This is a genomic window from Microbacterium sp. NPDC057741 (assembly GCF_042798735.1).
In the GTDB taxonomy this organism is placed as follows: domain Bacteria; phylum Actinomycetota; class Actinomycetes; order Actinomycetales; family Microbacteriaceae; genus Microbacterium.
Map to the genome: position 1 here is coordinate 221,878 of NZ_JBHVJW010000003.1, position 26,031 is coordinate 247,908.

22 protein-coding genes are annotated in these 26,031 nt (G+C 68.9%); 15 read left to right on the plus strand and 7 right to left on the minus strand.

The window, feature by feature from the left end:
* Positions 1 to 8 precede the first annotated feature (8 nt).
* A complete protein-coding gene (locus tag ACFVDO_RS12075) occupies positions 9 to 785 on the minus strand; it encodes a siderophore-interacting protein (protein ID WP_378855697.1) in 777 nt (258 codons plus the stop codon).
* Between the two features lie 111 nt (positions 786 to 896).
* On the opposite strand from ACFVDO_RS12075, the gene ACFVDO_RS12080 reads away from it, so the two are divergent.
* From ACFVDO_RS12080 to ACFVDO_RS12095, 4 genes are all read left to right on the plus strand, one after another.
* Complete coding sequence (locus ACFVDO_RS12080) at positions 897 to 1,889, plus strand: siderophore ABC transporter substrate-binding protein (protein ID WP_378855699.1); 993 nt, start codon at positions 897 to 899, stop codon at positions 1,887 to 1,889.
* Between the two features lie 100 nt (positions 1,890 to 1,989).
* On the plus strand, positions 1,990 to 2,976 hold the full coding sequence (locus ACFVDO_RS12085; RefSeq protein ID WP_378855701.1) for an ABC transporter permease: 987 nt from the start codon (positions 1,990 to 1,992) through the stop codon (positions 2,974 to 2,976).
* Between the two features lie 40 nt (positions 2,977 to 3,016).
* Positions 3,017 to 4,027: an iron chelate uptake ABC transporter family permease subunit gene (locus ACFVDO_RS12090; RefSeq protein WP_378855796.1), complete on the plus strand. Its 1,011-nt coding sequence runs from the start codon at positions 3,017 to 3,019 to the stop codon at positions 4,025 to 4,027.
* Positions 4,024 to 4,785, plus strand: a complete 762-nt coding sequence (locus tag ACFVDO_RS12095) for an ABC transporter ATP-binding protein (RefSeq protein WP_378855703.1) — start codon at positions 4,024 to 4,026, stop codon at positions 4,783 to 4,785. Before ACFVDO_RS12090 ends, ACFVDO_RS12095 begins: the two co-directional genes overlap by 4 nt.
* Positions 4,786 to 4,834: 49 nt before the next feature.
* Here the strand turns inward: ACFVDO_RS12095 and ACFVDO_RS12100 are convergent, their stop codons facing one another.
* The 4 genes from ACFVDO_RS12100 to ACFVDO_RS12115 form a co-directional block, all read right to left on the minus strand.
* Positions 4,835 to 5,212 (minus strand): YciI family protein, encoded by a 378-nt coding sequence (locus ACFVDO_RS12100; protein WP_378855705.1) that lies wholly within the window; start codon positions 5,210 to 5,212, stop codon positions 4,835 to 4,837.
* 96 nt (positions 5,213 to 5,308) lie between these two features.
* Positions 5,309 to 5,518 carry a hypothetical protein gene (locus tag ACFVDO_RS12105; protein ID WP_378855707.1) on the minus strand — a complete coding sequence of 70 codons (210 nt, stop codon included), beginning with the start codon at positions 5,516 to 5,518 and terminating at the stop codon, positions 5,309 to 5,311.
* 283 nt (positions 5,519 to 5,801) lie between these two features.
* On the minus strand, positions 5,802 to 6,746 hold the full coding sequence (locus ACFVDO_RS12110; protein ID WP_378855709.1) for a DNA-3-methyladenine glycosylase family protein: 945 nt from the start codon (positions 6,744 to 6,746) through the stop codon (positions 5,802 to 5,804).
* A gap of 47 nt (positions 6,747 to 6,793) precedes the next feature.
* Positions 6,794 to 7,483, minus strand: a complete 690-nt coding sequence (locus ACFVDO_RS12115; protein ID WP_378855711.1) for a winged helix-turn-helix domain-containing protein — start codon at positions 7,481 to 7,483, stop codon at positions 6,794 to 6,796.
* A 419-nt stretch (positions 7,484 to 7,902) separates the two neighbouring features.
* On the opposite strand from ACFVDO_RS12115, the gene ACFVDO_RS12120 reads away from it, so the two are divergent.
* From ACFVDO_RS12120 to ACFVDO_RS12160, 9 genes are all read left to right on the plus strand, one after another.
* Positions 7,903 to 9,618: an ABC transporter substrate-binding protein gene (locus tag ACFVDO_RS12120; protein WP_378855713.1), complete on the plus strand. Its 1,716-nt coding sequence runs from the start codon at positions 7,903 to 7,905 to the stop codon at positions 9,616 to 9,618.
* Between the two features lie 82 nt (positions 9,619 to 9,700).
* Positions 9,701 to 10,675, plus strand: coding sequence for an ABC transporter permease (locus ACFVDO_RS12125; protein ID WP_378855715.1), 975 nt, complete (start codon positions 9,701 to 9,703; stop codon positions 10,673 to 10,675).
* Entirely contained in the window at positions 10,672 to 11,643 is a 972-nt protein-coding gene (locus ACFVDO_RS12130) for an ABC transporter permease (protein ID WP_378855717.1), read from the plus strand. Before ACFVDO_RS12125 ends, ACFVDO_RS12130 begins: the two co-directional genes overlap by 4 nt.
* Positions 11,644 to 11,648: 5 nt before the next feature.
* Positions 11,649 to 12,515 (plus strand): ABC transporter ATP-binding protein, encoded by an 867-nt coding sequence (locus tag ACFVDO_RS12135; protein WP_378855798.1) that lies wholly within the window; start codon positions 11,649 to 11,651, stop codon positions 12,513 to 12,515.
* An 8-nt stretch (positions 12,516 to 12,523) separates the two neighbouring features.
* Positions 12,524 to 13,450: an ABC transporter ATP-binding protein gene (locus ACFVDO_RS12140; protein ID WP_378855719.1), complete on the plus strand. Its 927-nt coding sequence runs from the start codon at positions 12,524 to 12,526 to the stop codon at positions 13,448 to 13,450.
* 154 nt (positions 13,451 to 13,604) lie between these two features.
* Entirely contained in the window at positions 13,605 to 13,844 is a 240-nt protein-coding gene (locus ACFVDO_RS12145; protein ID WP_378855800.1) for a GNAT family N-acetyltransferase, read from the plus strand.
* A 39-nt stretch (positions 13,845 to 13,883) separates the two neighbouring features.
* The gene (locus ACFVDO_RS12150) at positions 13,884 to 14,348 is read left to right on the plus strand and encodes a DIP1984 family protein (RefSeq protein WP_378855721.1); all 465 of its coding nucleotides are present in this window, start codon (positions 13,884 to 13,886) and stop codon (positions 14,346 to 14,348) included.
* Positions 14,349 to 14,597: 249 nt separating this feature from the next.
* The gene (locus ACFVDO_RS12155; RefSeq protein WP_378855723.1) at positions 14,598 to 15,752 is read left to right on the plus strand and encodes an exonuclease SbcCD subunit D; all 1,155 of its coding nucleotides are present in this window, start codon (positions 14,598 to 14,600) and stop codon (positions 15,750 to 15,752) included.
* Positions 15,749 to 18,964, plus strand: a complete 3,216-nt coding sequence (locus ACFVDO_RS12160; RefSeq protein WP_378855725.1) for an AAA family ATPase — start codon at positions 15,749 to 15,751, stop codon at positions 18,962 to 18,964. Before ACFVDO_RS12155 ends, ACFVDO_RS12160 begins: the two co-directional genes overlap by 4 nt.
* Here ACFVDO_RS12160 and ACFVDO_RS12165 read toward each other — a convergent pair.
* Positions 18,961 to 19,518, minus strand: a complete 558-nt coding sequence (locus tag ACFVDO_RS12165) for a nucleoside phosphorylase (RefSeq protein WP_378855727.1) — start codon at positions 19,516 to 19,518, stop codon at positions 18,961 to 18,963. The two genes, ACFVDO_RS12160 and ACFVDO_RS12165, sit on opposite strands and share 4 nt — an antisense overlap.
* Before the next feature lie 58 nt (positions 19,519 to 19,576).
* On the opposite strand from ACFVDO_RS12165, the gene nadE reads away from it, so the two are divergent.
* Positions 19,577 to 20,389 (plus strand): ammonia-dependent NAD(+) synthetase, encoded by an 813-nt coding sequence (nadE, locus tag ACFVDO_RS12170; RefSeq protein ID WP_378855802.1) that lies wholly within the window; start codon positions 19,577 to 19,579, stop codon positions 20,387 to 20,389.
* A gap of 25 nt (positions 20,390 to 20,414) precedes the next feature.
* On the opposite strand, the gene ACFVDO_RS12175 is transcribed toward nadE, so the two are convergent.
* Positions 20,415 to 21,413, minus strand: a complete 999-nt coding sequence (locus tag ACFVDO_RS12175; protein ID WP_378855729.1) for a hypothetical protein — start codon at positions 21,411 to 21,413, stop codon at positions 20,415 to 20,417.
* Between the two features lie 131 nt (positions 21,414 to 21,544).
* On the opposite strand from ACFVDO_RS12175, the gene ACFVDO_RS12180 reads away from it, so the two are divergent.
* Positions 21,545 to 26,020, plus strand: a complete 4,476-nt coding sequence (locus tag ACFVDO_RS12180; RefSeq protein ID WP_378855731.1) for a S8 family serine peptidase — start codon at positions 21,545 to 21,547, stop codon at positions 26,018 to 26,020.
* Positions 26,021 to 26,031: the final 11 nt, after the last annotated feature.

Genomic DNA, 26,031 nt, shown 5'->3' on the forward strand with positions numbered 1-26,031 from the left:
GGCGAGACTCAGTGCGGTGCGTGGTACTCGGCCTCGCCGCGCTTCCAGTAGCCCTTCACGATCGCCTGCGCGGCCGGGATGTCCCACCGCTCCAGCAGCGCGCGGCCCGGCTTGACGATCGCCTGCTCGGCGGCGACGAACACGAAGGCGTCGGCGCCGGGGCGATCGGCGGCGCCCAGTCCTTCGAGGAAGGCGATCAGCGCCGAACCCGCCTGCGCGCCGCCGCGGTGCAGCCACTCGACCGCGACCGGAGCGTCGATCCAGACCTCATCGGCCTCCGACTTCACCTCGATGACGATGCGTGCAGGGGCCTCGGCGGGCAGGGTACGGGCGAACCGGCGGATCGCCGGGATCGCCGTCTCGTCGCCGGCCAGCATCCAGGCATCCGCGGTGCCCTCGATCACCTGCGATCCGCGCGGGCCGCCGACGCCGATCGTCGATCCGAGCGGTGCGGTAGCGGCCCAGGGGGCGGCGACGCCCTCGTCTCCGTGAACGGCGAACTCGACCTCGAGCCAGTCCTCGCCCCAGTTCAGCGGCGTGTACTCGCGGCTCGGAGCGGCGCGCATCTCCTCGATCGACGACACGGGCCCTGCCGGGAAGAACAGCCGCATGTGGTCGTCGCAACCGGGGGAATCGAACCCCTCCAGGTCGCTGCCCGAGAGGCGCACCCGCACGTAATCGGGAGCGATCCGCTCGCGGGCGGTGAGAGTGACGGAGCGGAACCGCAGGTCGAGTGCGCGGCGCTCGAGCCGGAATCCGGGCGATTTGACGATCGGGGAGGTCATGCTGCTACCTTAGCCGAGTCAGGTAAGGCTTACCTATCTTTGTCGGCCGCCCGGCCCTTGCCGGACCGTACGACGGTCTGCAACTCATCGCACCAGAACAGGAGTACCTCCATGCCCGTGCCCCGAATTCTCGCCGTCACCGGACTGACCGCCGCCGCTCTGCTCGCGGTCACCGGCTGCGCCTCCGAGAAGCCCGCCGCCGAACAGGAGACTCCCGCAGCCGCGGCATCCGTCACCATCGAGGACAACACCGGAAGCCACGAGATCGCCACGCCGCCGGCATCCGTCGTCGCCACCGACAATCGCACGTTCCAGACGCTCGACGAGTGGGGCATCGAACTCTCCGCCGCCGCGGTCTCGCTCATGCCCGAGACCGTCTCGTACAAGACCCAGGACGGACTCGTCGACCTCGGCACGCACCGCGAGCCGAACCTCGAACTCGTCGTCGCGGCCGAGCCCGATCTGATCATCAACGGTCAGCGCTTCACCCAGCACGGCGAGGCGATGGCGTCGCTCGTTCCGGATGCCGCGATCATCGACCTCGAGCCGCGCGAGGGTGAGCCCTTCGATGCCGAGCTCAAGCGTCAGACCACCGCGCTCGGTGAGATCTTCGCCAAGCAGGCCGAGGCGAAGAAGCTGAACGACAAGCTCGACACGTCGATCGAGAAGGCGAAGAAGGCCTACGACGAGGGCGACACGGTGATGGCCGTGACAACCTCGGGTGGGCAGATCGGCTATGTCGCCCCCAAGGTCGGCCGCACGCTCGGTCCGGTGTTCGACATCCTCGGTCTGACCCCCGCGCTCGAGGTCGAGGGCGCCACCGATGACCACCAGGGCGACGACATCTCGGTCGAGGCGATCGCGAAGGCGAACCCCGACTGGATCCTCGTCATGGATCGCGACGCGGTCTTCGCCGCCGAGGAGCCCGACTACGTGCAGGCTGCCCAGATCCTGGAGAACTCCGAGGCGCTGAAGGGCGTCACCGCGGTGAAGGACGCGCAGATCGTCTACATGCCCGTCGACACGTACCTGAACGAGGGCATCCAGACCTACACGACCTTCTTCAACGACTTCGCGAAGGCGCTGGAGAAGGCGAAGGCCTGACCCGCGTTTCATCACTTCGTCTCGCTGGCGTTCGCTCAGGGTCCGGACATCCGGATCCTGAGCGAGCGGAGCGAGACGAAGGACGTCGCCAACCCTCACCATGACGACCCTCACCGCACCACCGCCCGCGCGCACCACCCGCGGGCGGCTCTTCGACCCTGCACTACTGATCGGCATCCTCGTCGTCGCCGTGCTGCTCGCGCTTTCGCTGTTCACAGGCGTCTACGACCTCGGCGCCGAGGACGGCTCCGAGATGTTCGCGATCACCCGCATCCCGCGCACGATCGCGCTCGTGCTGGCCGGCGCCGCGATGGCGATGTGCGGTCTGGTGATGCAGCTGCTCACGCAGAACCGCTTCGTCGAGCCGACCACCACCGGCACCACAGAATGGGCGGGGCTCGGCCTGCTCGCCGTGATGATCCTCTGGCCGGGCGCTCCGATCCCGGTGCGGATGGCCGGGGCGGTGCTCGCCGCCTTCGTCGGCACGATGGTGTTCTTCCTCTTCCTGCGCCGGGTGTCGCTGCGCTCCTCGCTGATCGTGCCGATCGTCGGCATCATGCTCGGCGCCGTGGTGGGTGCCCTCTCGACGTTCATCGCCCTGCAGACCAACACGCTGCAGAGTCTCGGCGTCTGGTTCGCCGGCAGCTTCACCTCGGTGCTGCGCGGCCAGTACGAGCTGCTCTGGATCGTCGCCCTGGTCGGCGCCGCGGTGTTCGTCGCCGCAGACCGGTTCACGGTCGCCGGGCTCGGGCAGGAGGTCGCGACCTCGGTCGGGCTGAACCACGGCCGCATCGTGCTGCTCGGCACCGTGCTCATCGCGATCGCCACTGGCGTGGTCACGGTGGTCGTCGGCAACCTGCCGTTCCTCGGCCTGATCGTGCCGAACATCGTCTCGATGATCCGCGGCGACGACCTCCGCAGCAACCTGCCCTGGGTGTGCGTGCTGGGCATCGGCATCGTCACGCTGTGCGACCTGATCGGACGCACCGTGATCCGGCCCTTCGAGGTGCCGGTGTCGCTGATCCTCGGCGTCGTCGGCGCTGCCGTCTTCGTCGTCCTGCTCCTGAGGCAGCGTCGCCGTGCTTGAGCCCTTGAACAAGCAGAGGCCGTTCGTTCCCGAAAGACGGATGCCCGGCATCCGTGTCTCCGGCCCGCTGTCGGCTCCCGGGGCGAAGCGCCGCATGATCATCGTGCTCGCCGTCCTCGGCATCCTGTCGCTGCTGTTCTCCTTCGGGCTGCTCGCCTACGGCAACCCCATGCCGGTCGGCACCGAGGGCTTCTGGCGCATCGCCCGCCTGCGGGTGATGACGGTGGTGGTGCTGGCGATCGTCGCCGTCGCGCAGGCCACCGCGACCGTCGCGTTCCAGACCGTGACCGCGAATCGCATCATCACGCCGTCGATCATGGGCTTCGACGCGCTCTACGTCGCCGTGCAGACCACCGCCGTCTACGTGCTCGGCGTGGCCGGGGTCACCGCGCTGCGCGGCCCCTGGCAGTTCGTGCTGCAGGTGTCGATCATGGTCGGCCTGGCCGTCGCGCTCTACGGATGGCTGCTCTCGGGGCGCTACGCGAACCTGCAGATCATGCTGCTGATCGGCATCGTGATCGGGGGAGGGCTGGGTGCCGTCTCCACCTTCATGCAGCGGCTGCTCACGCCCAGCGAGTTCGACGTGCTCACTGCGCGACTCTTCGGCAGCGTCGCGAACGCCGACCCCGCGACGCTCCCGATCGCGATCCCGCTCGTGCTGCTGGCGGCATCCGGTCTCTGGGCGTCGTCGCGTCGGCTCAACGTCATGGCGCTGGGCGCGGATGCCGCGACCTCACTCGGCCTGAACCACCGGCGGATGCTGATGATCGTGCTCGCGCTCGTCGCCGTGCTCATCGCGACCTCGACCGCGCTGATCGGTCCGATGGTCTTCCTCGGCTTCCTGGTCGCGACGCTCGCGTACCAGTTCGCCGACACCTACGACCACCGCTTCGTGTTCCCTGTCGCCGTGCTCACCGCGTTCACGATCCTCACCGGCGCGTACTTCGTGATGCGCCACGTGTTCGAGGCAGCGGGCGTCGTCTCGATCATCATCGAGCTGGTCGGCGGTTCGATCTTCCTGTTCGTCATCCTCAGAAAGGGGCGCCTGTGACCGCGCTCGCCATCGCCGGGGTCCGCAAGGACTACTCCGACTCGGTCGGCATCGGACCCATCGATCTGCGCATCCCGTCCGGCGGGATCACCGCGCTGATCGGACCCAACGGCGCCGGCAAGTCGACGCTGCTCACGATGGCAGGGCGGCTGCTGGGGATGGATGCCGGAACGATCGAGGTCGCCGGGTTCGACGTCACCCGCAGCAGGTCGAAGGACCTCGCCAAGGTCGTCTCGGTGCTGCGCCAGGAGAACCACTTCATCACCCGGCTCACGGTGCGGCAGCTGGTCGGGTTCGGGCGGTTCCCGCACTCCCGCGGGCGGCTGACCGTGACGGACGAGGAAGCGATCAGCCGGGCGATCGAATTCCTCGACCTCACCGAGCTGGAGACCCGCTATCTCGACGAGCTGTCTGGCGGGCAGCGCCAGCGCGCGTACGTGGCGATGGTGCTCGCGCAGGACACCGACGTGGTGCTGCTGGATGAGCCGCTGAACAACCTCGACATGAGGCACGCGGTGCGGATGATGGCGCAGCTGCGCCGCGCCGCGGACGAGCTCGGGCGCACGATCGTGATCGTGCTGCACGACATCAACTTCGCCGGGCACTACGCCGACCGCATCTGCGCGATGCGCGACGGGCGGGTGGTCGAGTTCGGGACTCCGGCCGAGATCATGACCGACGAGGTGCTCACGCGGGTCTTCGACACCCCGGTGCAGGTGATCGAGGGGCCGCACGGGCCGCTCGCGGTCTACTACTGACGCGGAGGACGGGGCCGCGCGATCGCCCGACCCCGTCTCCCGACCCCGCTCATCCCTCGGGGATCTCCTGCACGGACCGCACCTCGATGCGGCCCTGCAGCGCCGCGGACGCCTTCGCCGTCCAGGCCAGAGCGGCCTCGTCGTCGGGCGCCTCGATCACCCAGAAGCCGCCGACGTACGAATCGGCGACGGTGAACGGCTCATCGAGCACCCGCACCTCGCCCGAGGTCGCGTCGACCGTCTTCGCCGTCGACGGCGGGTTCAGTCCGGCGGCGAACACGAGCGCGCCGGCATCCTTGAGCTCGGAGTTGAACGCGTCGACGGCGGCGAGCACCGCCTCGAGCTCGGCAGGGTCGAACTCCTGCATCGATTCCATCGTCGGTTCAGTGGCCGTGTCGTGCGGCACGGTCAGGAAGTACTGCGTCATGATCGATCCTCTCGTCGGCGGCGACCCGATGTCACCCTCTGCTCAGACGTCGAACGAGAACACCGGGGATCGACACGACCGCGAGAAAAGTTCTGATCAGACCTCTTGGCCGTGGGACTCGTCGTTCACGCCCTGGTTCCCGCCGCGGCGGGATTCCACGGCGATCAGCCAGATCAGCGAGACGAACACGGCGATCGCGATCCCGAGCCATACGTTCTGCAGGATCAGTCCGAAGATCACTCCCAGTACGAGCAGCACGACGGTGCCGCCGAGCCAGGCGAACCGGCCTCGTCGCTTGTTGTCCATGGGAGTCACCCTATCGGCGTCGACGCCTCGGCGCGGTCAGGTTCCCGTCGCATTCGGGCACGGAGCTGGACGTGGTGACTGTGCTGGATTGCAACGGGAGCGGGTGGTGTGTGCGTGCTGACGGTTCCGGTCGCATTCGGGCACAGTGTCGGGCGTGGTGACTGTGCCGGATTGCAACGGGAGTGGGTGGTGTGCGCGTGCTGGCGGTTCCGGTCGCATTCGGCACGGTATCGGGCGTGGTAACTGTGCTGGATCGCGACGGGAGCGGGGCGGATCGCGACGCTCAGCGCCGGCGGTGGTCCTCGGGGGCGAGACGCGGACCCCGGCGTGGTTCGACGATGCCGCTCGCGAGGATGAGCCGCACGGCACGCTGTCGCTGGCCAGCCCATGGGGAAAGCAGCTCGAGCATCCCGTCGTCGTCGGTGCGTGAACCGGTGAGCGCGAAGCCGACGTGATGGGCGAGGTGGTAGTCGCCGACGCTCACCGCGTCGGGGTCGCCGAGCGCGCGCTGGCGCGTCTCGGCCGAGGTCCACGCGCCGACGCCGGGCAGGCTGGTCAGCACCCGGTCGCGGGCAGGACCGTCGGATGCCCGGAGCACGGCGCGCTCGATGCTGTCGCCGCGCTCCGCGGCGCGCACGAGCGTGCGCGAGAGCGGCGGCTGCACGCCGGCGCGATGCCAGGCCCAGGAAGGGATGCCTCGCCAGCCGGCCGCGGTAGGCGGGACGAACAGCGGTCGGGGGGTCGGTCCGGGGACGCGCTCGCCGAAGTGCGAGACGAGCTGTCGCCAGGCGCCGTATGCCTGCAGGCCGGTGACCTTCTGCTCGAGGATCGAGCCCGCGAGCGCCTCGAACACGCGGTCGGTGCGGGACAGCCGCAGTCCGGGATGACGCCTGGCCGTCGCGTCGATGAGCGGATGCTGCGATGCGTCGAACCCGGTGGAGTCGTCGTCCGCCCCGCACAGTCGGGGCACGGCATCCAGAGCCTCCGCCGCGCCCGGTCCCCAGGCGGAGGCGTGCACCTCTCCGCGCATCGCGCGCAGCGCGAGGGTGGCGAGACCGGCATCCGTCCGCAGCGCGAACCAGATGACGGGACCGTCGACAGCGATCGTCGGATCCTTGTCGCCCCGCCGCAGCACGCCGACCGTGCTCATCAGGTCGAGCGGATGCCCAGGCGTGTAGACGGCTTGCACCGGCGCGCTCGCGCGCGCAGCATCCGCCGTCAGGGTCATGCGCTCACTCTACGTCCGGCACCTGACAGCGCCGGAGGTGAATGCGATCAGAAGCGGTCGGGCGAGGGGGTGCCGTGGCCGTAGCGGATCACGACGTCGGCGTGGCGGTCGAAGCGGTAGCCGACGCCGCGCACGGTGCGGACGATGTCCTCGTAGCGGCCGAGCTTGGCGCGCAGCCGGCGCACGTGCACGTCGATCGTGCGCTCACCGGGGGCGGCCTCCTCGTCGCTGGCCTGCCAGAGCGCGCCGACCAGCTCGGACCGCTCGATCGTGCGGCCCTCGCGCAGCACCAGGTACTGCAGCAGCTCGAACTCCTTGTAGGTGAACGCGGCGGACTCGCCGTCGATCAGTACGCGCTTGCGCGAGATGTCGACGACGACGCCGAGCTCCTCGTCCTTCTCCTCCTCGACGGCGGACTTGGAGCGGGCGATCGCGCCGGGCTCCTGCAGGGCGAGGCGCACGACGTCGAGGTCGCGACCTCCGGAGCCGTGCGGGGCGAGGGCGACGGTGGCGTGGGTCTCGGCGCCGGGGGCGAGCTCGGCGAGCGTGCGGCGCAGTGCGTCGACGAGCACCGGCAGGCTCACTCCGGCCTCGGCGGCCTTGATCTCATCGAGGCCGACGTAGAGCGCGAAGCCGCGCGGCGAACGGACGGAGGGCAGATCGGCAGCGGCATCCGCGGGGGAGACGATGCGGACGGGGGCGGTGACGGGACGCTCGAGAAGGGCGGTGTTCGACATGATGATGGATCCTCAAAGGGGATACGAGCCGATGGCTCTGATGCGTTGCAGAAAGACCGGGCGGAGCCGGAAAGAAAGGCACACGGGTGCGGTGCCCTGGCTCACGCTCCGCAGATGGCGGAAGAGGTGAGCGAGAGGGGTTGGTTGCGCCTTAGCAACACATTCGGCAACACATGCCAACGCGACCGGGCATCATCATCCCGGCAGTCCTGTTCGCCTCCTGGGCGGACAAAGAACTTGCGATGGTGGTCATGGGGGGATTATTGCCGATCATGACCGGTCATGTCAAAACGTGACCCGGGAACAGATTTGGTATCCCGAATCTGTAACACCCCGTCACGACTTTGCCCGTGCGGGCTTCTGCAGGATTACGGTCAAGAACACCCACTCCCCCACACCGTGTTCGAAAAGGACCGCTCATGAGACTGACGAAGAGAACCATCCTCGCCCCCGCGGCACTGCTGGTGGGCGTGCTCGCCCTCGGCGGATGCGCCGCCACCGCCGACCCCGGGCCGGATGCCGGCAAGAACGACCTCAGCTCCATGAAGGACGAGTTCTACAAGGCCACCGACCCGAGCAAGAGCCCGGCAGCGGCGAACGCCCGCACCGACACCTTCGTCAGCACCATCAGCGCGCCCGGCGGCGTCTTCCTGCCCGGCTTCTACGACAACGGCTGGGACGGCAACGCCGTGCAGCCGATCTTCGCCTCCCTGGTCGTCACCGACAAGTCCGGCGAGGCGGTCGCCGACCTCGCCGACAAGTGGGAGGTCTCGGACGACGGACTCACCTACACGTTCCACATCCGTGACGGTGCGAAGTTCAGCGACGGATCGCCGGTCACCGCCGACGACGTCGCGTTCACCCTCACCCTGCTGAACGACCCGCAGTACGCCGGAGGCACCGACTTCAGCGACATCGTGATCAAGGGCACCGAGGAGTACAAGAAGGGCTCGGCCACCTCGCTCTCGGGCCTCGATGTCGTCGACAAGCAGACCATCAAGATCACCACCGAGAAGCAGAACCCCCTCGCGCTGCGCACGCTCGGCGGCCAGGTGATCTCGAAGGCGTACTACGGCAAGGGCTATGTCAAGGGTCAGCTCGACTACCTGAAGGCGCTCTACGCCAAGCCCCTCGGCGCCGGCCCCTACGCGTTCGACAAGTACGTCGAGGGCCAGGAGATCCGCTACACCGCGAACCCGAACTACTACTCGGGCAAGCCGGCCATCGAGCACCTCATCTTCAAGGTGGTCTCGAGCGACGCCGCGCTGCAGAACTTCGAGAACGGCGACATCGACCAGGGCGGCTTCGGCAGTGACCCGGCCGTGCTGAAGGAGCTGCAGGGCCTCGGGTTCGCCAACATCCGCGCCGCCGTCGTGCCCGACATGGGCGAGATCTGGGTGAACAACAAGAAGCCCGCGCTCGCATCCACCGAAGTCCGCAAGGCGCTGTACTACGGCCTGGATCGTCAGCAGATCATCGACGCCAAGTACAAGGGCCTCGGCCAGGTCGCCGATGTGTACGCGGCGCCCACGCAGTGGTCCTTCACCGACAAGGGCGTCACGAAGTACGAGTACGACCCGAAGAAGGCGGGCAAGCTGCTCGACGAGGCGGGCTGGAAGAAGGGCTCGGACGGCGTCCGCGAGAAGGACGGCGTCAAGCTGAAGCTGTCGTACATCACCACGAAGGACGACGACCCGGTCATCCCGATCGCGGAGAGCACGTACACCAAGCTCGGCATCGACTTCGTGCCCGAGGTGCTCGACTCGAACACCGCCTTCGACCGCCTCTACAACGGCGACTACGACCTGGCCGGCTTCCGCACCAGCGGCCTGTCCGACCCCAACGACGCCGTGAGCGAGTTCGGCACCGACGACCCGGACATCAACGTCTCCGGGTATTCGAACCCCGAGGTCACCAAGCTCATCAAGGAGGGCACGTCGACCTTCGACCAGGAGAAGCGGCAGAAGATCTACGCCGAGCTCTACAAGGTGCTCAGCGAGGACCCGCCCACGATCCTGCTCGACTACCGCAAGTCGATCTCGGCGTGGAACGCCCGGATCGAGGGCGGCGCGAAGTACTCCACCGGCGCCGATGACGCCGCGCTGGCGCTCGCGCAGCTGAAGATCGCGAAGTAAAACGTAGGATGCTTCCGGGTGGGGCGTGGACCCCCGCCCGGAAGCATTCCGTGCGTCCACGCCCCCCGACACTCTGCGTGCAATGACCCGATACATACTCAAGAGATTCGCCGTGATGGCAGCGCTGCTGCTCGGCGTCTCGGTCCTCGTCTTCTGGCTCTTCACCCTCATGCCAGGCGACTACTACAGCTCGAACCGCAGCCTCACCCCGGAGAAGAAGGCCGAGCTCCGCGCCCTCGCAGGCCTCGACAAGCCCGTGATCGTGAGGTACTTCCTCTGGCTCGGCAACATGCTGCACGGCAACTTCGGCTTCTCCCTGGTCTACAAGCGACCGGTCGCCGACGTGCTCGGCCCGCTGATGTGGAACTCGTTCATCATCGCGTTCACCGCGTTCGTGCTCACCTGGATCATCGCGATCATCGCCGGCGTGCTGGCGGCGACCAGGCAGTACTCCTGGTTCGACAAGATGGTCACGATCCTGCTGTTCGCCTCGCTCTCGATCCCGTCGTTCTTCATCGGCCTGATGATGATCAAGATCTTCGCGATCGACCTGCACTGGCTGCCGGCCGGCGGGATGACGGACACCGGGAGCAATTCGACGGGGATGGCCCACGTCTTCGAGGTCATGCGGCACATGGTGCTTCCGGTGGCGATCCTCACCTTCCTCGGCGCCGGCTCCCTGACCCGCTACTTCCGCACCGGGATGCTCGAGGTGCTGCGTGCGGACTACATCCGAACCGCGCGGGCGAAGGGCCTGAAGGAGCGCTCGGTGGTGTTCTCGCACGGCCTGCGCAACGCGCTGCTGCCGGCGATCACGCTGCTCGCCTTCGAGCTGCCCGGCCTCTTCGCCGGAGCGATCATCACCGAGACGATCTTCGGCTGGCCCGGGGTCGGAAAGCTCCAGCTCGACTCCGTGTTCTCCCGGGACTACGACGTGCTGATGACCATCACCATGCTGCTCGCCCTCCTCACCGTGCTGGGCAGCTTCCTCGCGGACATCATGTACGCGGTCGCCGACCCCAGGGTCCGGCTCATCGATTCGGGGAGGGCCTCATGAGCGGCGGCGGAGAGCTCATCGTCACGCAGATCGCCGATCCCGGGATCGGCCCGGCGGCCGAGGCACCCGCGCCCGCGCCGCGGAAGAGGAACGGCAAACGCCGCGGGCTGTGGGGCGATTCCTTCGCCCGCCTGCTGCGGATGCCTGCGGCCAGCATCAGCCTCGCGGCACTGGTGTTCATGCTGCTGTTCAGCTTCGTCGGCCCGCTTCTGACCGGATACAGCGGCGACGAGATCAACCTGCGCATCGCGGACCACGAGCCGACGATGGACCACTGGCTCGGCACCGACAGCTACGGCCGCGACGTGCTGACCCGGCTCATGCTCGCGGGGCGCCTCTCGCTGACCATCGGCATCGCGTCGATGCTGCTCTCGCTGCTGATCGGCGCCGTGCTCGGCATCATCGCCGGATACTACGGCGGCCTGGTCGACTCGATCATCATGCGCGCGGCCGACCTGCTGATGGCCATTCCCGGTCTGCCCCTGCTGATCGTGATCGCGGCGGTGCTGTCCGCCAACAGCGTCGATCCCTCCACCCGGATCTACTACGTGATGCTGCTGCTCAGTCTGATCGGGTGGCCGTCCTTGGCCCGCCTCATCCGAGGGCAGGTGCTCTCGCTGCGCGAGGCGCCGTACATGCGGGCCGCCGAGGTGCTCGGCCTGAGCTCCCGATCGCGCCAGTTCCGGCACCTGCTGCCGAACGTCATGCCGCTGCTGATCGTCGTGGCCACGCTGAGTACGGCATCCGGCATCCTCAGCGAGTCCGCGCTCAGCTTCCTCGGTCTCGGCGTCATGCCGCCGAACGCGTCCTGGGGAAACATGATCAGCGCCGCGAACAACCTGATCGACTTCCAGCAGCACTGGTGGCTGTGGGTGCCGCCCGGCGTCGCCCTGCTGATCACGATCGCCGCGATCAACGTGTTCGGCGACCGGATGCGCGACGTGTTCGACCCGAGGATGAAGAAGTGAGTGACATGGGAGACCTGCTGGTCCAGGTGGAGGACCTCTCGGTCCGGTTCCCGACCGAGAACGGCCCCCGCACCGTCGTCGACGGCGTGAGCTTCGACCTGCACGCCGGAGAGGTGCTCGGCATCGTCGGTGAGTCCGGCTCGGGCAAGAGCATCACGTCGCTCTCGCTGCTGAACCTCGTCGACGAGCCCGGCGAGATCTTCTCCGGCCGGGTGCTGCTCGACGGGGAAGACGTGCTGAAGATGAAGGGCACCGCGCTGCAGAAGGTGCGGGGCTCGGAGATCGGCATGATCTTCCAGGAGCCGATGCGCTCGCTGAACCCGGTGTTCACGGTCGGCAAGCAGATGATCGAGACGATCAGGGCGCACGAGAGCGTGAGCGTGGGCGACGCGCACGACCAGTCCGTGGAGTGGCTGCGCCGTGTGGGACTGCCGAATCCGGACCGGATCATGCGTGCGTACCCGCATGAGATGTCGGGCGGGATGCTGCAGCGCGCCATGATCGCGGTGGCGCTGTGCTGCCACCCGAGAGTGCTGATCGCCGACGAGCCGACCACGGCGCTGGACGTCACCATCCAGGCGCAGATCATCGACCTGCTGCTCGATCTGCGCGACGAGACCGGCATGGCGATGCTGTTCATCACCCACGACCTGGGCGTGATCGCCGAGGTCGCCGACTCGGTGCTGGTCATGTACGGCGGCCACGTCGTCGAGCGCGGCGACGTGTTCTCGGTGTTCGAGAACCCGCAGCATCCGTACACCGACGCGCTGCTGAAGGCGCGCCCGATGCCGGGCCAGCGACTGGACCGGCTGCCCACGATCTCCGACGAGGTGCGCCGGCTGGCGCTCGCCGGAGCGGAGGTCTCGGCATGAGTGCGCCCGTGACCGACGCGCCTCTCGTCGAGGCGACCGACATCGTCAAGCACTTCGTGTCGCGCGGCGAGGGCCGGGGCGCGAAGAAGCGCACGGTCAAGGCTGTCGACGGCGTGACCCTGCGCATCCGCGAGGGCGAGATGTTCGGCCTGGTGGGGGAGTCCGGCAGCGGCAAGACCACCTTCGGACAGTCCCTGCTGCGCATGCACGAGCCGACCTCGGGGTCGGTGCGGTTCCGCGGCGAGGAGATCCTCGGCCTCGGCAAGAAGGAGCTGCGCAGGCTGCGGCCGAAGATGCAGTACGTCTTCCAGGACCCGTTCAGCGCGCTGAATCCCCGTCTGTCGATCGCCGCCGCGATCGGCGAGCCGATGCGCACGCACGGCCTGGCGACGAAGCACGACGAGCGCGACCGCGTCATCGAGGTGCTCGAGCAGTGCGGCATGGAGGAGGACGCCCTCGACCGGTATCCGCACGAGTTCTCCGGGGGCCAGCGGCAGCGCATCGTGATCGCGCGGGCGATGGCGCTGCAGCCCGAATTCGTCGTCGCCGACGAGCCCGTCTCCGCACTGGACGTCTCGGTGCAGGGGCAGATCGTGAACCTGCTGACCGACCTTCGCGACCACCAGCGCACCTCGTTCCTGTTCATCTCGCACGACCTCAGCGTGGTCGAGCACATGTGCACCAGCGTGGCGATCATGTACCGAGGGCAGATCGTCGAGCAGGGCACCCGCGACCAGATCTTCGGCGCCGCGCAGCATCCGTACACGCAGGAGCTGCTCGCGGCGGTGCCGATCGCCGATCCGCGGCAGCGCGGCAAGCGCCGTGGCCGCCGGGTGAACCGCGAGTGGGACGATCCGGATGCTCCGCGGCCGGCGCTGCGGGATGTCGGGGACGGGCACCTGGTCGCGCTCCCCGAATCCGCCTCCGGTCGTTGAGCGAGCGACGAAGGAGCGAGACGAAACGCCTTCAGCTGCCAGGGCGTCCGGCCCCGGCATCCGTTTTCGGACGTACCGTGGAACGGTGACGATCGACGCGCAGACCCAGGGCTTCCAGCTGACCGATGAGAAGGATGCCTCGCGCTATGCGCTGATGCATGACGGCACGCTGGTGAGCGTGCTGGACTACCGCGATGACGGCCGTACAGTGGCGCTGACCAGGGCCTTCACGATCCCGGCCTTCAGAGGCCGCGGGTACGCGGCGGTGGTGACCGAGGGGGCGGTGGCCGACATCGAGTCGCGCGGCGACCGCGTGATCGACCCCGTGTGCTGGTACGTCGCGGACTGGTTCGAGCTGCACCCCGAGAAGCAGGGGCTGCTGCGCCGGCGCTGACAGCTGTCGGCGAAACCCCGCTTGTGTGAGTATGGCGGGATGAGACTCGCCGAGGCACTGGCCGTCCGCTCCGATCTGCAGCGGCGCATCGAACAGCTGCGCACGCGCATCGCGGACAATGCCCGATACCAGGAGGGCGAGGAGCCGGCCGAGGACGCGGCGGCGCTGCTCGTCGAGGCGGATGCCGCCCTCGACCAGCTTCGCGACCTGATCCGGCGCATCAACGCGACGAACATTCGTGTCGTGGTCGGAGAAGGCACCATGACCGAGGCGCTCGCGGCCCGGGATGTGCTGAGGCTGCGGCATTCCCTGCTCACGGATGCCGCCGCCGCGGCATCCGGAACCGGCCAGGGGTATCTCCGGCAGATGCGCTCCGAGCTGCGGCAGTTCTCCGCTCTGCCGGTGGGGGAGCTGCGCTCTCGCGCGGACGACGTCGCGCGAGAGCTGCGCGAACTCGACAGCAGCATCCAGCAGGCGAACTGGGGGAACGACCTGGACGAGTAGAGCGGAAGTCGGTAGTCACGACGAAGCGGGCACACCCCCTTGACCGGCGGGGCAAGCCGGTCGACTCCGGGCGGAGGGCAGCCCATCGATTGCACGATGCAGCCCCGCACACCGCACCGGTGACAGCGCACAGCGCATGTCGCATCACCCCGTGCCGGTCGTCGTGACGAGGGTGGGTCAGGGGATCTTCCGCTCCTGTGCCCGGCACGCCTCGAGGGCGATGTCGGAGGCTCTCCGTACCTTGGAAGTATGCGAATCCTGCACACCTCCGACTGGCACATCGGGCGCACCTTCCACGGTCACTCCACGCTCGATGCGCTCGCCGCTGTGCTCGATGCGCTGGTGGTGCAGGTGCGCGAGAACGACGTCGATGTCGTGATCGTCGCGGGTGATGTCTTCGACTCGGCGACGCCCGCCGCTTCGGCGTACACCCTGCTCGACGACGCGCTGGTCGCTCTGCACGAGACGGGCGCGACGGTCATCGTCACGAGCGGCAACCACGACTCCGCGGCGCGGCTGGGTTTCCACTCCCGGCTGCTGCGCGAGGGCATCCACGTGCTGACCGACCCGACCGCGCTCCAGGCGCCGGTGACGGTCGCCGACGATCACGGGCCGGTCCGGTTCTTCGGCATCCCGTACCTCGAGCCGGCGATCGTGCGGCAACACTGGCCGGAGGCATCGCTGAAGAATCAGGCGCAGACCATGGCGCACGCGATGGAGCTCGTGCGTGAGGGAATCGCGCAGCATCCAGGGCGCTCGGTCGCGATCGCGCACTGCTTCGCCGCCGGCGTCGACGCCACCGCCGGGCTCGAGCGCGAGGTGCGCCAGGGCGGTCTCGACGTCGTGCCGCTGACCGTGTTCGACGGCCCCGACTACGTCGCCCTCGGCCACATCCACGGGCGCCAGCAGCTCAGCGACCGGGTGCGGTACTCGGGCGCGCCGCTGCACTACAGCTTCGGCGAACAGCACAAGGAGCGCGGCTCCTGGCTGGTCGAGCTGGATGCCGAGGGGCTGGCGTCGACGGAATGGCTGGCGCTGCCGGTGCCGCGCCGCCTGGTCACGCTGACCGGCCCGCTCGCCGAGATCCTTTCCGCCGAGAACGTCGCCGCACACGCCGACGACTGGGTGTGCGCGGTCTACACCGATCCGGTGCCGCAGCTCGAGCCCATGCGGCGGCTCCGCGAGCGGTTCCCGTTCTGCGCGCTCGTGCAGCACGCGCCGATCGGTGCCGACTTCGCCGAGGAGCGGTCCTACGCACAGCGGCTGCACGGCGCCGTCACCGACACCGAGCGCATCGAGGCCTTCCTCGAGCACGTCCGCGCCGGAGCGGGGGCGAGCGAGCGCGAGGCCGAGCTCATCCGCGAGGTGCTCGACGACCGCGTGCGTGCGGAGGCACTCGTTTGAGGCTGCATCGCCTGGAGGTCGAGGGGTTCGGCCCGTTCCGGGCACGACAGACCGTCGACTTCGACGCGTTCTCCGACGACGGCATCTTCCTGATCGGCGGGCGCACGGGGGCGGGCAAGTCATCGATCCTCGATGCCGTCTGCTTCGGTCTCTACGGTGGCGTCCCTCGGTACGGCAAGGACGGCGAGAAGCGGCTGCGCAGCGATCACAGCCAACCCGATGAACCCACCGAGGTCGTCGTCGAGTTCAGCACCGTCGCCGGGCGGTTCCGGGTCACCCGCTCGCCCGAGTACCTGCGCCCGGCGAAGCGCGGCGGCGGCCTCACGAAGCAGGCTGCCGCGGTCTCGCTCGAGGAGCGGACGGACGCCGGATGGGTGGGCCGCGCGGCCCGCGCGGTCGACGTCGGGAACGAGCTCGCCGACATCCTGCAGCTCACCCAGGAGCAGTTCCTGCAGGTGATCCTGCTCGCGCAGAACCGGTTCGCCGACTTCCTGCTCTCCGACAGCAGCAAGCGCCAGGTGCTGCTGCGCCGGCTGTTCGGCACGGAGCGCTTCGAGGACTACCAGACGCGGTTCGACGAGCGCCGCCGGGCCGCCGAGAAGGCGCTCGGCACCCGGCGCGCGACGGTCGAGGCGAGACTCGAACAGGCCGAGGGCATCGTCGTCGCGGCAGAGCTCGGCGGCGACGACGCCGAATCCGCGCAGGGCGCCGACGCCGACATGCGCATCGAGACTCTTCGCCGAGCGCTCGCACGCGGGGAGTACCGGGCCGAGCGGCTGGACGCGGAGCGCGACGACGCCGAGAATCGGCTGACCGCGGCGGATGCCGGCCTTGCCGAGACCAAGGAACTTCGTCAGGCGCAGACCGAACGCGACCGGGCACGCAAGGCGCTCGATGCGCTGGACGCGCAGAAGCCCGAGATCGCCGAGGCGGAGCAGCGCCGTGACCGGGCGCGGGCGGCAGAGGTGCTGCGCGGCGTGATCCAGGCCGCGTCGCGGGCCGAGAGGGCACATGCCGTCGCCGCCGAGGCCGAGGCCGAGGCTCGGGAGATCTGGAATGCCCACGGCGTAGACCTCATCGACGAGGGGCGTGACTCTGTTCCGGGTGCTGGGCAAGTGTCTGAGGGGCGTGACTCTGCTCAGGAACCTGGGCAAGTGTCTGAGGGGCGTGACTCTGCTCAGGAACCTGGGCGAGTGTCCGAGGGGCGTGACTCTGCTCCGGGTGCTGGGCGAGTGTCCGAGGGGCGTGACTCTGCTCCGGAGCCTGAGCGAGGAGCGCAGCGACGAGACGAAGGGCGCGACACCGATACGGACGAGTCCGCCGCGCTCCGCGCCTGGTCTTCCGCGCGCACCCGCGAGATCGGGGCGTGGCAGCGCGCTGCGGAGCTCGAACAGCAGACCCTCGAGCGCGCCGCGTCCATGGCTTCCGCCCGTCTGTCCGTCGCAGAAGCATCGGACGCCCTCGCCGCCGTCGAGCGCGAGCGCCAGGAGCTTCCCTCGCAGCTCGCCGATCTCACGGAGCGACGCGACGCGGCCCGCCGCCAGGCCGACCGCGTCGATGACCTGGCCCGAGCGAACGACGATGCGCGGCGACGTCGCACAGCTGCAGCCGATGTCGAGAAGCAGTCCGCGGCGCAGGCCGCTGCGGAACGCGCTGTTCTCGACACGAGCGCCGCGCACAGCGCCGCGCAGAACGCCCTCACCGCGCTGCGCAGGCGCCGGCTGGACGGGTACGCGGGCGAGCTGGCCACGGCACTCGTCCCCGGCGAGGAATGCGCGGTGTGCGGGTCCACCGAGCATCCGAGCCCGGCCGAGCACGCCGACCCGGTCTCCGCCGACGACATCGCCACGGCCGAGGCCGCTCGCGACGCCGCGGCCGCCGCCGAGCGAACGGCATCGGGTCAGGAGTCGACTGCGCGCGCCGCCCTCGCGGCCGTCCGCGAGCGAGCCGACGGCCGCACCGTCGAGCAGGCGGCCGCCGAGCTCGAGACCGCGACGACGGCGCTCGCCACGGCGACTGCCGCCGTCGAGCAGGCCGCTGCGCTCGAGATCGAGCTGCAGGCCGTGACGACCCGGCGCGATCAGAACGATCAGCGCCGCACTGAGGCCGAGCAGACACTCTCCGGGGCGCGGGAGCAGCTCGCCCTCGCCGAACAGGCATCGAGTCAGGCCGACACCCTCATCGCGGTGGCCAGAGGCGAGCATCCCTCGGTGGCCGCACGCATCGCCCTGGTGACCGCGCAGTCGTCCGACGCGGTCGACCTCGCCGACGCGATCGATGAGCGGGAGACCCGGGCGACCGCGGCATCCGAGGCTCTGGCCGAGCGCAGCGCGGCTCTGCAGCACTCACCGTTCGATGAGTCGACCGCGGCCGAGACCGCGCTGCTGGCACCGGCCGAACTCTCAGCCCTCGAGGAGCGGATTGCCGCGCACGCCATCGCGCTCGGCACCGAGCGACAGATCCTGCTCGACCTCGAACTGCGCATGCTGCCGGAAGATCCGCTCGACGTCGCGCCGGCCCAGCAGGCCGCGGCCGATGCCCGAGTCGCCTGGACGGCCGCAGTGGATGCCGCGAACCGCACCCGAGGCACGGTGGATCAGCTGCGCGGGCTGACCGACACTGCGGCATCCGAGCACGCGGCCGGTGCCGAGCAGCAGGCCGAGTACGACGTGCTGCGCGGCCTCGCCGACACGCTCGCCGGACGCGGCGCGAACACGCACAAGATGAATCTCGAGACGTTCGTGCTCGCGGCCGAGCTGGAGGAGATCGTCGAGGCCGCGAATCTTCGCCTGCACGACATGTCCGCCGGGCGCTACCAGCTGCGGCACTCCGACGCGCTCGCCACGCACGGCAAGGCCTCAGGACTGGGCATCGTCGTCTTCGACGCCTTCACGGGTCAGAGCAGGCCGGCGCGATCGCTGTCCGGCGGCGAGACGTTCCTGTCCTCGCTGGCACTCGCGCTCGGGCTCGCCGAGGTCGTCACGGCCAGGGCCGGCGGCATCCGGCTCGACACACTGTTCATCGACGAGGGCTTCGGTTCGCTCGACGCCGACACCCTCGAGGTCGCGATGCGCACGCTCGACGAACTGCGTCAGGGCGGCCGCACCGTCGGCGTGATCAGTCACGTCGAGGCGATGCAGGAGCAGATCCCCGCACAGCTCACGGTGCGCACTCTGCCCGACGGGCCCAGTGTGATCGACGTGCCGGTCTAGAGCGCGTACTCGTCCTTCACTCGCTCCCAGAGCTGGCTGCTGCACGCCGCGACGACCTCGTCCCAGAGCTGGGTTGCGCCGTCCTGCGCGCGGTCCGAGACCGCACGGAGCACACGGATAGGCACGCCGAACTGCTGCGCGACCCAGATGAACGAGAACGTCTCCATGTCGACGAGCACTCCGCCGAGCGAGCGGATGCGCGCCACGGCATCGGGGTCATCGACGAAGATGTCGCCCGTCGCGATCGTGTGCCCGTCATGCCCGGTCTCGACGTGCGAGGGCAGCGACACGTGCTGTCCGACGACGCCGTCGAGGTCCTGCACGTCGTGCTGGATCGCCGCGCTGACCTCGTAGACCCCCGATTCCAGGTCGTCGTCCACGGCGCCGGCGGTGCCGACCACGAGGATCTCCTCGTAGGTCGCCGCATCGAGCGCGCGGGTCAGGCCGTAGGCCGCCTTGAGCTTGCCCGGCCCGGTGACGAGACGGTCGAAACCGGGGAGTTCTGCCGGGAAGGCCTGCAGTTCGGAGGCGAGTGCGGCGACGAGGAGTTTCACGCATCCATCCTCTCAGGTACAGACTGGATGCACCCATCGGAGGAGGACGCCCGTGACCATGCAGCAGCAGATCGCCGAGGCTCTCGGAGTGAAGCCCGAGATCGACCCGCGCATCGAGATCGACGCGAGGATCGCCTTCCTCGCCGACTACCTGGCAGCGACGGGGGCGAAAGGCTTCGTGCTCGGCATCTCGGGTGGGCAGGACTCGACGCTCGCCGGCCGGCTCGCGCAGCTCGCCGTCGAAAAGGTGCGGGCGGGTGGTGGTGAGGCGTCGTTCCTCGCCGTGCGGCTGCCGTACCGTGTGCAGCACGATGCCGCCGATGCGGAGGCCGCGCTGGCGTTCATCGCAGCCGATCGCAGCGTGGAGGTCAACATCCAGAACGGCGTGGACGGTGTCGAGAAGGACATCGAGAACGCCCTCGACGCGGATATCACCGACTTCAACCGGGGCAACATCAAGGCCCGCATCCGCATGGTCACGCAGTTCGCGCTCGCCGGCCACGATCGGATGCTGGTCATCGGCACCGACCACGCTGCCGAGGCCGTCACCGGCTTCTACACGAAGTTCGGCGACGGCGCAGCAGACCTGCTGCCGCTGTCGGGTCTGACCAAGCGCCAGGGACGGGCGGTTCTCCGTGAGCTCGGCGCTCCGGAACGGCTGTACCTGAAGGTGCCGACGGCAGACCTGCTCGACGGGCAGCCCGGCCGCGCCGACGAGGACGAGCTCGGCCTGACCTACGACGAGATCGACGACTACCTCGAGCAGCGTCCGGTCTCCGACGACGTGGCGAGCCGCATCGAGGGCAAGTACCTCTCGACCCAGCACAAGCGCCACCTGCCGGTGACGCCGGACGACGAGTGGTGGCGCTGACGGTTTCCGCAGGGCGCTCCGCCGATCACGCGGACGGCAACGCGCCCGGTGTGATCCACCCGCGACGGGATGCCTCGAAACCGAGCTGGATGCGCGTGTCGACACCGGCCAGCTCCATCAGCTCGTGCACTCGGCGCTGAACCGTGCGCATCGACATGCCGAGCTGGCCGGCGACCGCCTTGTCAGTGAGGCCGTTCAGCAGCAGCCAGAGCAGTCCCGTGTCGCTCTCGTCCAGGGCCGCACCGGGGACGGCCTGCAGGGCGGGCGCCACATCGGTTCCCGACTCGTACACGGCGTCGAACAGCGCCAGCAATGCGTCCAGCAGGCCGCTCGGATGGATCAGCAGCGCGCCGATCTCGCCCGCGCGTTCCTCCGTGCCGCTCAGAGGGAGCAGCGCGAGTTCCCGGTCGGCGATCAGCATGCGTGTGGGAACGCGCTCGACGATGCGGAGGTGCTCGCCGCGGCCGACCGACTCGGCGATGTCCGCGTACACGCCTGGCCGTTGCAGCACTTCGCGTTCCAGGACGGCCTTGTACTCGACGCCCCGCCGGGCCGCGGTCGCTTCGGCCTCGGCGTTCTGCTCCGACGAGACCAGGATCACCTCGGCGCGAACGAACGCCAGCACCTGTTCGGTCGCTCCGCGCTGCAGCTGAGCGAAGCGCTGCGCGACCGCTGCGGGGCCGCTCACGACATCCAGCACATCCGTCACGGTGCGTCCGACCGAGCCGCGGTAGAGGTCGTTGAGACGGTCGAGCTCCTGCTCCGCGCGCCTCAGCTGCTCACGATGCTCGACGATCAGCGAGCCCAGCGCGAGTCCGGGGGGAGAAGCGGCGAGCTGTTCGGGAAAGGCGCTGGAGCGTGCGATCAGCCCCTTGCGCTCGAGCGTCTCCAGAGCGGCCATCACCTGGCGCGTCGACTCTTCGCCGAGGGCGGCACTGAGCTGCGCGGCATCCGCTGACGGCACCTGCACGAGTTGCCGGTAGACACGCTCGGCGAGGTCGTCAAGCCCTATCAGTTCCCACACATCGGCTCCCCTCGCGCCGCGTCAGAGCGGAGATGGCACGAATACGACGTGGCGCTAAATCGTCATTGCCATCGTCGGGTCAGTATGACATGTTTGCGACGATCACCATTTCCCCAGCTGGAGGTCCTCCCGTGCAACGTAGCCCGGCATTCCCCACCCGGCGTCGCCTGTTCGCGCTCGCCACGACTGCAGCCGTCGTCCTCGGCGTCCTGATCGCCACGCCGGCTGTGCAGGCCGCGCCCACGAACTCGGACTCCGGGGCGGTGACGAAGGAACTGGAGAAGCAACTGGCAGAAGAGGGCACGGCGCCGCTCTGGGTCGACCTTCGCGCCGAAGCGGACCTGTCCGACGCCGCGAAGACGCGCAATTGGCGCGACCGCGGCGCGACCGTCGTCGAGAAGCTCGAGAAGACCGCGGCAGACAGCCAGAGGGGCGTCATCGACGTGCTCGACGATGCCGGCGTCGATTACCGCAGCTTCTACATCTCGAACGCGGTGTACGTGCCGCGCGGCAGCGCGTCGCTGGCGGCGAAGCTCGCCGAGGTCGACGGGGTCAAGGCCGTACGAGCGGACCACGCTTTCGCAGCCCCCGAGATCGAGCCCGCTGCTCAGGCGGCTGCGGTCGCGAACGTGGAGTGGGGCATCGCCGCGATCAAGGCGGACAAGGTCTGGTCCGACTTCGGGGTGCAGGGCGAGGGCATCGTGATCGGCAGCATCGACAGCGGCGCCCAGTTCGACCACCCCGCGCTCGTCGCGCAGTACCGCGGAAACCGCGGCGACGGCACGTTCGATCACAACTACAACTGGTTCAACCCGACCAGCGCATGTTCGACCGGGGTGCCGTGCGACGACAACGGCCACGGCACGCACACGATCGGCACGATGGTCGGCGACGGCGCACCGGGCAAGAAGATCGGAGTGGCACCCGCCGCGCAGTGGATCGCCGCCAAGGGCTGCGAGGCCCGCACCTGCCCGGAGGCAGCGCTTCTCGCTTCGGCCGAGTTCATGCTCGCGCCGACCGACCTCACCGGGCACAACCCGCGTCCGGAGCTGCGCCCGCACATCGTCAACAACTCGTGGGGCGGCGACAACGGCACGGCGGTCGACTTGTGGTTCAGCGACATGATCGATGCCTGGACCGCCGCCGGCATCTTCCCGATGTTCGCCAACGGAAACGCCGGGCCTGGATGCGGCACCGCAGGCAGCCCGGGCGACAACCCGAACGGCTACAGTGCCGGCGCCTTCGACAGCACCGGGAAGATCGCCGCGTTCTCCTCACGCGGCAGCACGGAGGAGCCGGACATCAAGCCGAACATCGCGGCCCCCGGCGTCGCCATCCGCAGTGCGATCCCCGGCAGTGCGTATGGATCGATGAACGGCACCTCGATGGCATCGCCGCACGTGGCGGCGGCTGTCGCACTGATGTGGTCCGCGTCGCCTGAACTCGCGCGCAACGTGGCGGAGACGAAGAAGATCCTGGACAGCACGGCCGTCAACGTGGACGACACCAGCTGCGGCGGCACCGTCGAGGACAACTACACCTGGGGCGAGGGCAAGCTCGACGCCCTCGCCGCCGTGACCGCCTCGCCGATTCGCAACACCGGCACCATCTCCGGGGCCGTCACGAACGCCGCCGACGGCACCCCGGTTCCCGGCGCGCGCATCGTCATCGACGGACCGCTCGACCGCGACCTCGGCGTGGCGGCCGACGGCAGTTACTCGGTGCGCCTGACGGCAGGCGACTACACGGTGACCGCATCGGCCTTCGGCTACACACCGACCACCGTGAAGGTCACCGTCGCCGACGGCAAGGCTGCCGACGGGAACGTCAAGCTGGTTGCGGCGCCGATCAGCACCGTCAGCGGCACGGTCGCGGACGACTCCGGTCACGGCTGGCCGCTGTACGCGCGCATCGACATCCCCGGCATCCCCGCGGGCCCCTGGTTCACCGATCCGAAGACCGGGAAGTACTCCATCGACCTTCCCGCGGCGGAGTCGTACCGGCTCACGGTGAAACCGATCTACGCCGGCTACACCGCACCGTCGAAGGACGTGAATTTCTCCGAGACCAGGACGCAGGACCTCGGCGTGCCCATCAACGAGAGCCGGTGCGTGGCACCGGGCTACTCGGTGAACGGCCTGTTCGAGCCGTTCTCCCGCTGGGAGAAGCCGTTCGGATGGACCACGACCGATGAGACCGGCGAAGGCGGATGGTCCTTCGACGATCCCGAGCCCACGGGGAACAGGACGCCGGGCGGTGAGGGCGGATTCGCCATCCTGAACAGCCAGTTCTATCAGGCGGGCAAGCACCAGGACGCGTACCTGGTGAGCCCCGTCGTTGACCTGTCGAAGACGACGGAGCCCGAGATCGCGCTGCAGACGCAGTACATGGCGCCGTCGTTCGTGCGCTCGACTGCCACGATCCAGCTGTCGCTGGACCGTGGGAAGACCTGGGAGGACGTCTGGAGCAAGGGCAAGGGCACCGTGACTTCGGCGCTGCGCCTGCCGATCCCGCAGGCGGCGGGCCACGACGAGGTGCAGGTCCGCTTCCACTACACCGGAACTTTCGACATGTGGTGGGAGATCGACGACGTGCTGATCGGCGAGCCCGCCTGCACGACGATCGACGGCGGACTGGTCATCGGCCAGGTGTCGGACCGCAACACGGAGCGCAGCATCGGAAACGCCAGCGTGACCGTCGGGAAGAAGGCGCCTTCGTATTCATTCACCACGCCGGCTGACCCGGATGCCGGAGACGGACTCTACACGGCCTTCGTGCCCGGGAGCGGTGAGAAGTCGATCGACTACGGACACGGCGGTTACGCCGACCAGTCCGTGACCGTCGACGTCGAGAAGGACGAGGTCGCATACCGCGATGTCTCGCTGGCGGCCGGTCGGCTCGTGATCACCCCCGACCCCCTTCGGGTGAGTCAGGGCATGAACACGAAGACGGTGCAGGCGGTGACGCTCACGAACGACGGCACGGCGCCGCTGACCGTGCGTCTCGGAGCGCCGGTCGCGAAGGCGGATGCCGGGACGGCACCGTCGCGCGGCTCCGCAGCATCCGGCACGCCGAAGCCCCTCGACTTCGAGTCGCTGTCGATCGCCGGGAGATTCACCGGCGGACCGATGACGGCGAAGAGCCCGAAGGAACTCGGCATCCGCGGCGTCGCCGACGGCGACGCGCTCGCAGGTCTCGCCACAGCGGGCGAATCCGGAACCGATGCCGATGTCGCTCCCGGCGACTGGCAGACGCTCGATCGGTATCCCCTGAACATCATGGATCCCGCGCTCGGGTCGAATGACGGGACCCTGTACTCGGCGGGTGGTTTCGACGGTGCCGGCACGACGAACGCGGCCTATCGCTATGACGCGATCGACGACCACTGGTCGGCGATGCCGAGCATGGCGGTGCCGCGGCAGGCCGCGGCCGGCGGGTTCGCCGACGGGAAGTTCATCGTCGCGGCCGGGTGGGGCAAGACGCTGGAACTGGTCACCACCACCGAGCTCTTCGACCCGAAGACGGGTGCCTGGTCGACGGGCGCTCCGCTGCCCAAGCCGCTGGGCGCCCCAGGGCACGCCGTGCTGGACGGCAAGCTCTACCTGGTGGGCGGATGCTCGGTGGGCAACGGCACCCTCGGCGGAGACTGCGGTCGCGACACCGTCATGGTGTACGACCCGCAGACGGATGCCTGGGACGAGATCGCCCCTTACCCGGTCGAGGTCTCGCACGCGGTGTGCGGCGCAGTCGCCGACAAGCTGTACTGCGCGGGCGGCATGAACTCGATCTCGGGCGAGATCTTCGACGACGTCTACGCCTACGACCCGGTGTACGACCACTGGTCGGCGAGGGCGCCACTGCCGCAGGCGAAGTGGGGTGGTGAGGGCGCCGGCGCGAATGGCGAGTTCATCTATGCCGCAGGCCTCCGCGACGGCATCGACAGCGGTAAGACCACCAACGAGACGTACCACTACAACCCGGTGACGGACACCTGGCGCAGCGGAGCGAACCTCGAGTACCCGTTGTACCGCGGCGGCAGCACCTGCGGCACCTACATCGTCGGCGGCGCGGGCGTGGGCTGGCCGGGCATGGCGCGGACACAGCAGCTGCCGCGCTACCAGGACTGCGGTGCGGGTGTGCCGTCCTGGGTGACGTTGAAGGACGTCGACAAGACGCTGCAGCCGGGGGAGAGCATCTCGGTGCCGTTCACCGTCGACAGCACGGTGCTCGACCAGCCCGGACGATTCACGGCCGACCTGCCGGTGGCGCACGACACCCCGTACCGTCCCGGCGCGGTCTCGGTCGACCTCGCGGTCGTGCCTCCGAAGGATTGGGGATCGATCGCCGTCACGACGGTGCTCAAGCAGTGCACCGGCGACGTCGTCCCCGTCAAGGGCGCCTATGTCGAGGTGATCGGCAAGGATCAGCAGTTCAGTCGCAAGTCCAGTTCGACCGGGCAGGTGAGTGTCGCCATCGCTGCTCAGCCGAACGTGAAGGTCATCGCCAGCAAGGACGGTCTGGCATCTGCGGTCTCATCGGTGAAGGTGAGCCGTGGGGCCACCACGACGGTGACGGCGACCCTCACCCCGGCGGGAGGGTGCCGCTGATGACCGAGCAA